This is a genomic window from Pseudomonas mangrovi, from assembly GCF_003052585.1.
GTDB lineage: Bacteria > Pseudomonadota > Gammaproteobacteria > Pseudomonadales > Pseudomonadaceae > Aquipseudomonas > Aquipseudomonas mangrovi.
On the sequence record NZ_QASN01000005.1, the window covers coordinates 1 to 7,088 of the forward strand.

General features: G+C 61.8%; 7 protein-coding genes and 1 pseudogene. 7 read left to right on the forward strand and 1 reads right to left on the reverse strand.

Going from position 1 to position 7,088, the window contains the following annotated elements:
- Nucleotides 1–61 precede the first annotated feature (61 nt).
- The 4 genes from DBO85_RS02855 to DBO85_RS02875 all read left to right on the forward strand — a co-directional run bounded on the left by DBO85_RS02855 (nt 62) and on the right by DBO85_RS02875 (nt 3,876).
- On the forward strand, nt 62–826 hold the full coding sequence (locus DBO85_RS02855) for an IS6-like element IS6100 family transposase (protein WP_001389365.1): 765 nt from the start codon (nt 62–64) through the stop codon (nt 824–826).
- A 102-nt stretch (nt 827–928) separates the two neighbouring features.
- A complete protein-coding gene (locus DBO85_RS02865; protein ID WP_158268867.1) occupies nt 929–1,468 on the forward strand; it encodes a uridine kinase family protein in 540 nt (179 codons plus the stop codon).
- Nucleotides 1,469–1,787: 319 nt separating this feature from the next.
- A complete protein-coding gene (locus tag DBO85_RS02870) occupies nt 1,788–3,299 on the forward strand; it encodes an MFS transporter (protein WP_003830786.1) in 1,512 nt (503 codons plus the stop codon).
- Between the two features lie 10 nt (nt 3,300–3,309).
- Nucleotides 3,310–3,876 (forward strand): TetR/AcrR family transcriptional regulator, encoded by a 567-nt coding sequence (locus DBO85_RS02875; RefSeq protein WP_108105108.1) that lies wholly within the window; start codon nt 3,310–3,312, stop codon nt 3,874–3,876.
- Between the two features lie 19 nt (nt 3,877–3,895).
- Here the strand turns inward: DBO85_RS02875 and DBO85_RS02880 are convergent, their stop codons facing one another.
- Nucleotides 3,896–4,672, reverse strand: coding sequence for a DUF6118 family protein (locus tag DBO85_RS02880; RefSeq protein ID WP_425267986.1), 777 nt, complete (start codon nt 4,670–4,672; stop codon nt 3,896–3,898).
- Between DBO85_RS02880 and DBO85_RS02885 the strand changes: the two are divergent.
- The 3 genes and pseudogenes from DBO85_RS02885 to DBO85_RS02905 form a co-directional block, all read left to right on the forward strand.
- Nucleotides 4,571–5,134 (forward strand): annotated as a pseudogene (locus DBO85_RS02885) (dihydropteroate synthase); the annotation flags it as partial. The gene DBO85_RS02880 and the pseudogene DBO85_RS02885 overlap by 102 nt on opposite strands.
- A 127-nt stretch (nt 5,135–5,261) precedes the next feature.
- Nucleotides 5,262–5,762 carry a GNAT family N-acetyltransferase gene (locus DBO85_RS02895; protein WP_000376623.1) on the forward strand — a complete coding sequence of 167 codons (501 nt, stop codon included), beginning with the start codon at nt 5,262–5,264 and terminating at the stop codon, nt 5,760–5,762.
- A 506-nt stretch (nt 5,763–6,268) separates the two neighbouring features.
- Complete coding sequence (locus DBO85_RS02905; protein ID WP_001389365.1) at nt 6,269–7,033, forward strand: IS6-like element IS6100 family transposase; 765 nt, start codon at nt 6,269–6,271, stop codon at nt 7,031–7,033.
- Nucleotides 7,034–7,088 lie beyond the last annotated feature (55 nt).

Genomic DNA, 7,088 nt, shown 5'->3' on the forward strand with positions numbered 1-7,088 from the left:
GGCTCTGTTGCAAAAATCGTGAAGCTTGAGCATGCTTGGCGGAGATTGGACGGACGGAACGATGACGGATTTCAAGTGGCGCCATTTCCAGGGTGATGTGATCCTGTGGGCGGTGCGCTGGTATTGTCGCTATCCGATCAGCTATCGCGACCTTGAGGAAATGCTGGCGGAACGCGGCATTTCGGTCGACCATACGACGATCTATCGCTGGGTCCAGTGCTACGCCCCGGAGATGGAGAAGCGGCTGCGCTGGTTCTGGCGGCGTGGCTTTGATCCGAGCTGGCGCCTGGATGAAACCTACGTCAAGGTGCGGGGCAAGTGGACCTACCTGTACCGGGCAGTCGACAAGCGGGGCGACACGATCGATTTCTACCTGTCGCCGACCCGCAGCGCCAAGGCAGCGAAGCGGTTCCTGGGCAAGGCCCTGCGAGGCCTGAAGCACTGGGAAAAGCCTGCCACGCTCAATACCGACAAAGCGCCGAGCTATGGTGCAGCGATCACCGAATTGAAGCGCGAAGGAAAGCTGGACCGGGAGACGGCCCACCGGCAGGTGAAGTATCTCAATAACGTGATCGAGGCCGATCACGGAAAGCTCAAGATACTGATCAAGCCGGTGCGCGGTTTCAAATCGATCCCCACGGCCTATGCCACGATCAAGGGATTCGAAGTCATGCGAGCCCTGCGCAAAGGACAGGCTCGCCCCTGGTGCCTGCAGCCCGGCATCAGGGGCGAGGTGCGCCTTGTGGAGAGAGCTTTTGGCATTGGGCCCTCGGCGCTGACGGAGGCCATGGGCATGCTCAACCACCATTTCGCAGCAGCCGCCTGATCGGCGCAGAGCGACAGCCTACCTCTGACTGCCGCCAATCTTTGCAACAGAGCCCTTGAGAGAATAGAAGCCCTCCGCGCCGAACTCGCACGTCCTGTTGTCGTGGCGCTTGACGGGGGAAGCGGCTCCGGTAAGTCAACGATTGCGGCAAGGTTGGCGAAGCTGACCGACATAGCCTTGGTTACGCTCGATGATTTCTATCAAACGCAGGTTCCCGAATCCGAGTGGCCTCACAAAACCGTGGCGGAGCGGTTGAATCGCGTTTTTGAGTGGGACCGCGTTCGCGAGGCAATAGAGCCTCTACGCAAGGGGGAACCTGCACAGTGGCGAGCTTTCGACTTCATGCAGGGACTAGGCCCGGATGGCACTTACAGCCTCAAGAACGAATTTACCGAAGTCGCGCCAGCGCCCACGATTCTGCTCGAAGGAGCTTATTCCGCATCTCCGTTCCTTCGGGATTTGATCGACCTCGCCGTGATCGTGGATGTGCCGACCAAAGTGCGGCATGAACGGACTGCTGCGCGCGAACAGGGCGCGGAGGGCTTTTTAGCCGCGTGGCACGCTGTTTGGGACGATGTTGAAAGCTACTATTTCGAGCGCGTCTGCCCGCCAAGGTCTTTTGATCTGGTGATCCAGAATTAAATTCCTTCGCGCCCCTTATGTCGCGCAAATCCTGAAACCTGCACCACGTCCGCAGCGGCGCGGAATCCGGGCCGCGACGTGTCGCGAAAGTCAGTCGCACAAGTTTGACTTTCGCACCTGATTTTTGCGACAGATTTTTCCCTGCAAAATCAGCGCCGGCGATTTTGTCGCAAAAATCAGGAATTTCGCGACAAATTGATCGCGCCCCGGAATGCGAAGCCCCGCTGTCGGCCATTGTCTGAAGTTCCTCACGGGCAGGCGCTTGATACTTTACTAACTTGTCTGTAAAGTTTGGCTACTCTCACTGAATGGTGCTATCATGCCTGCCGCCCACTCGAACCGCTGGGTTCTTCTGGTGACCGTCGCCGCCGGTCTCCTGCTTATCGTTCTGGACAATTCGGTCCTCTACACGGCCCTGCCTACCCTGACGCGCGAGCTTGGCGCGACGGCAACGCAAGGGTTGTGGATCATCAACGCATACCCCCTCGTCATGGCCGGCCTGCTGCTCGGCACCGGGACGCTGGGTGACAGGATCGGTCACCGGCGCATGTTCCTCATCGGCCTCGTGCTGTTCGGTGTCGCGTCGATTGTGGCGGCCTATTCGCCTACAGCGGAAATCCTGATCGGGGCGCGGGCCTTTCTGGCGGTCGGCGCGGCGGCGATGATGCCCGCGACACTCGCCCTCATCCGCGTCACCTTCGAGGATGACCGGGAACGCAACATCGCCATTGCGATCTGGGGGTCGTTGTCGGTCGTCGGCGCTGCGCTCGGACCGATCATCGGCGGTTTTCTGCTCGGCCATTTCTGGTGGGGGTCGGTGTTCCTCATCAATGTGCCGGTAGTGGTCGCTGCCTTCATTTCGGCGCTGATCGTTGCGCCGAAGGTGGCCGGCGATGCGACCAAGCCTTGGGACGTGGTGTCGTCGTTTCAGGCATTGGTGGCGCTGTCGGCTTTTGTGATCGCGATCAAGGAATCTGCCCATGCCGGGCAGTCGTGGGCCGTCCCCGCTATTTCGCTGCTGGTTGCCATCCTCGCCGGAGCGCTGTTCGTCCGCCGGCAACTGCGCCTGCCGTTCCCGCTGCTCGACTTCTCGATCTTCCGCAATGCCGCGTTCACATCGGGCGTTCTAGCGGCCGCGTTCTCCCTGTTCGCCATCGGCGGTGTTGAGCTTGCTACGACGCAACGCTTCCAGCTCGTTGCGGGCTTCACGCCGCTGGAAGCCGGGATGCTGGTTTCGGCGGCGGCGCTCGGATCATTGCCGACTGCGCTGCTCGGTGGTGCATTCCTGCATCGTATTGGCCTACGTATCCTTATAGCTGGCGGGCTTGCGGCGGGATCGCTGGCGGTCCTGCTTGCGACATGGGGCATCACTCATGGCCTTGGCTGGCTGATCGCCGGTCTGGCGCTGACCGGTGCCGGCGTAGGTGCAACAATGTCGGTGGCATCAACGGCTATTGTGGGCAATGTGCCTGTGCATCGCGCCGGCATGGCGTCGTCGGTCGAGGAAGTGTCCTACGAGTTTGGCAGTCTGTTCGCTGTCACAATTCTCGGAAGTCTTTTGGCCTACCTCTATACGGTCAACGTCGTGTTCCCCGCCGGAACCTCGGAAGCGGCCCGCGACAGCATGGCGTCGGCGCTGGTCTTTGCCAACGAGGCGGGGGCCGATGGTGTTGTCGTGCGTCAAGCGGCAGGAATCGCATTCGACCACGCCTATACGGTCGTCATGTACGTGGCGGCGGGTGTTCTGGCCGTGGGTGCCCTGATCACCGGCATCCTGTTGCGGCGCTACGGTCCCGGCTCGCAATCGTCAGCCTATCCCACACAACACTAAGGAAGCCGACATGGCGAGAGCCAGCAAGCGCCTCGAAGTGCTTGAAGCCATTGTGAGCATCATCGAGCGTGACGGCCTCACCGCCGTCACCCTCGACGCCGTAGCGCTCGAAACCGGCATAACACGCGCCGGCCTTCTGTATCATTTCCCGTCGCGCGAAGCCCTGATCCTCGCCACCCATGAGCATCTGACTCGCTCATGGGAACAGGAGCTGGAAGCGAGCGCCGGCAACACCTCGGACAGGGCGACAGACGCCGAACGACACGCCGCCTACATCAACACCTGCGCAAGAGCTGCCCGGCGGGTCGAACTGCTGCTCATACTGGAAAGCTCCGACAATCGGCAGCTTGGCGATCTGTGGCAACAGGTCATCGACCGCTGGGCACCTCCTGCGCCGATTGGAAACGACGCTGCCGAGTTGGACAGGTTCATTTCGCGCCTTGCCGCCGATGGGCTGTGGATTCACGAGGCGCTGTCGTCGCGCCCGCTCCCCGAGCAACTGCGCAAGCGTATCGCGGCGCGCCTCGTCGCGATGGCCGCCGGACCTGTTGAGGCGGAAGAAAACCTCCCGAAATAACTGGTGTCCCCCCACAACCCTACTGCGCCGGTGCTGCCGGCGCTTTCACGGTGATGGTGCATTGCTGATCTGAACCGGCCGTGCGCGCGGCCTCGGCGCATTGCCCGATCGCCTCGGCATTGTCGCGCACGAGCTGCGAGGAATCGGCCACGCCGCGCCAGCTTCGGGGATCGGCCACCCGCATCATGGTGACGCCGGCGTTCCATCGGTCCTGACCTATGACGGTCGCCGCAACATGGGTGTCGGCCGAGAAGGGCAGGAAACGCGGCAACAGCAAAATCAGGAATATGCCGACGAACAGCCCGACAAGGCCGGCCATCCATATGCGGAAATCCTGACTTTTCCGGTCGTAGGCGCTTTTCGTATGAGCGGCGAGGTTCCGGCCGGCGCGCTCGAGGTCGGACGCCTGCCGCTCGAGCTGCTGCGCGGCGGTGCGTATCAGGGCCTCGCCGCTGCGCTCGAGGAGCGCCGCATAGTGTGTCGCACCCTGCCGGAGAATAGGCGATTGCTCTACGCCGTGCAGCCGCTCCGCAACATTGTCGAGCGCCTGCACGAGCTGGGCGAGCTGGGGCTTGTAGTCCTGCGCCGGCTCGATCTTTTCGAGCTGGTCGAAAGCCGCTTCCAGCCCGCGCCGCATCACGGTCATTTCCGCGCCGATCTGCGCGCCCTGCGTCTCGATCGTGCGCCGGAGCGCGTCGAACGCGGCGTGGGCTACCTGAACGATATCCAAGGATTTCCTGACCCTGCGCTCTATCCCGATATTGCTGAGGCGGACTGCAGGCTGGTGGTTATGCACTCAGCGCAGCGGGATGGCATCGCCACCCGCACCGGTCACCTTCGACCCGAAGACGCGCTCGACGAGATTGTGCGGTTCTTCGAGGCGCGGGTTTCCGCCTTGCGACGGAGCGGGGTCGCTGCCGACCGGCTCATCCTCGATCCGGGGATGGGATTTTTCTTGAGCCCCGCACCGGAAACATCGCTGCACGTGCTGTCGAACCTTCAAAAGCTGAAGTCGGCGTTGGGGCTTCCGCTATTGGTCTCGGTGTCGCGGAAATCCTTCTTGGGCGCCACCGTTGGCCTTCCTGTAAAGGATCTGGGTCCAGCGAGCCTTGCGGCGGAACTTCACGCGATCGGCAATGGCGCTGACTACGTCCGCACCCACGCGCCTGGAGATCTGCGAAGCGCAATCACCTTCTCGGAAACCCTCGCGAAATTTCGCAGTCGCGACGCCAGAGACCGAGGGTTAGATCATGCCTAGCATTCACCTTCCGGCCGCCCGCTAGCGGACCCTGGTCAGGTTCCGCGAAGGTGGGCGCAGACATGCTGGGCTCGTCAGGATCAAACTGCACTATGAGGCGGCGGTTCATACCGCGCCAGGGGAGCGAATGGACAGCGAGGAGCCTCCGAACGTTCGGGTCGCCTGCTCGGGTGATATCGACGAGGTTGTGCGGCTGATGCACGACGCTGCGGCGTGGATGTCCGCCAAGGGAACGCCCGCCTGGGACGTCGCGCGGATCGACCGGACATTCGCGGAGACCTTCGTCCTGAGATCCGAGCTCCTAGTCGCGAGTTGCAGCGACGGCATCGTCGGCTGTTGCACCTTGTCGGCCGAGGATCCCGAGTTCTGGCCCGACGCCCTCAAGGGGGAGGCCGCATATCTGCACAAGCTCGCGGTGCGACGGACACATGCGGGCCGGGGTGTCAGCTCCGCGCTGATCGAGGCTTGCCGCCATGCCGCGCGAACGCAGGGGTGCGCCAAGCTGCGGCTCGACTGCCACCCGAACCTGCGTGGCCTATACGAGCGGCTCGGATTCACCCACGTCGACACTTTCAATCCCGGCTGGGATCCAACCTTCATCGCAGAACGCCTAGAACTCGAAATCTAACGTCCGTTCGGGCATCGAGGTCCATGTCGGGGTGGGACGGGCCCGTGGCTTCAAGATCACTTGCAGTCCGACCGCGATGTCTTGGTTGCGCGAGAGGTTGTCGATATCCTCCACTTCCATCATCAACCCTGGATAATGCCGCCGCCGTCATCGCCGCCGACGCCCGTGCCGGGCTTTTCGGGCCTGTCAGGCTTGCTCGGCCTTCAGCCTGCCTGGGCGAGATCTCCGGCGGACGGATTAACGGCGGAGCTTCGCCGCCTTTCGTGCGTGTGAAGGCCGAAGATAGTTCTCTCAAAAACATCCGTTTATGAGAGATACCAAATGTCATTTTCAGAAGACGACTGCACCAGTTGATTGGGCGTAATGGCTGTTGTGCAGCCAGCTCCTGACAGTTCAATATCAGAAGTGATCTGCACCAATCTCGACTATGCTCAATACTCGTGTGGGCTCTGTTGCAAAAATCGTGAAGCTTGAGCATGCTTGGCGGAGATTGGACGGACGGAACGATGACGGATTTCAAGTGGCGCCATTTCCAGGGTGATGTGATCCTGTGGGCGGTGCGCTGGTATTGTCGCTATCCGATCAGCTATCGCGACCTTGAGGAAATGCTGGCGGAACGCGGCATTTCGGTCGACCATACGACGATCTATCGCTGGGTCCAGTGCTACGCCCCGGAGATGGAGAAGCGGCTGCGCTGGTTCTGGCGGCGTGGCTTTGATCCGAGCTGGCGCCTGGATGAAACCTACGTCAAGGTGCGGGGCAAGTGGACCTACCTGTACCGGGCAGTCGACAAGCGGGGCGACACGATCGATTTCTACCTGTCGCCGACCCGCAGCGCCAAGGCAGCGAAGCGGTTCCTGGGCAAGGCCCTGCGAGGCCTGAAGCACTGGGAAAAGCCTGCCACGCTCAATACCGACAAAGCGCCGAGCTATGGTGCAGCGATCACCGAATTGAAGCGCGAAGGAAAGCTGGACCGGGAGACGGCCCACCGGCAGGTGAAGTATCTCAATAACGTGATCGAGGCCGATCACGGAAAGCTCAAGATACTGATCAAGCCGGTGCGCGGTTTCAAATCGATCCCCACGGCCTATGCCACGATCAAGGGATTCGAAGTCATGCGAGCCCTGCGCAAAGGACAGGCTCGCCCCTGGTGCCTGCAGCCCGGCATCAGGGGCGAGGTGCGCCTTGTGGAGAGAGCTTTTGGCATTGGGCCCTCGGCGCTGACGGAGGCCATGGGCATGCTCAACCACCATTTCGCAGCAGCCGCCTGATCGGCGCAGAGCGACAGCCTACCTCTGACTGCCGCCAATCTTTGCAACAGAGCCC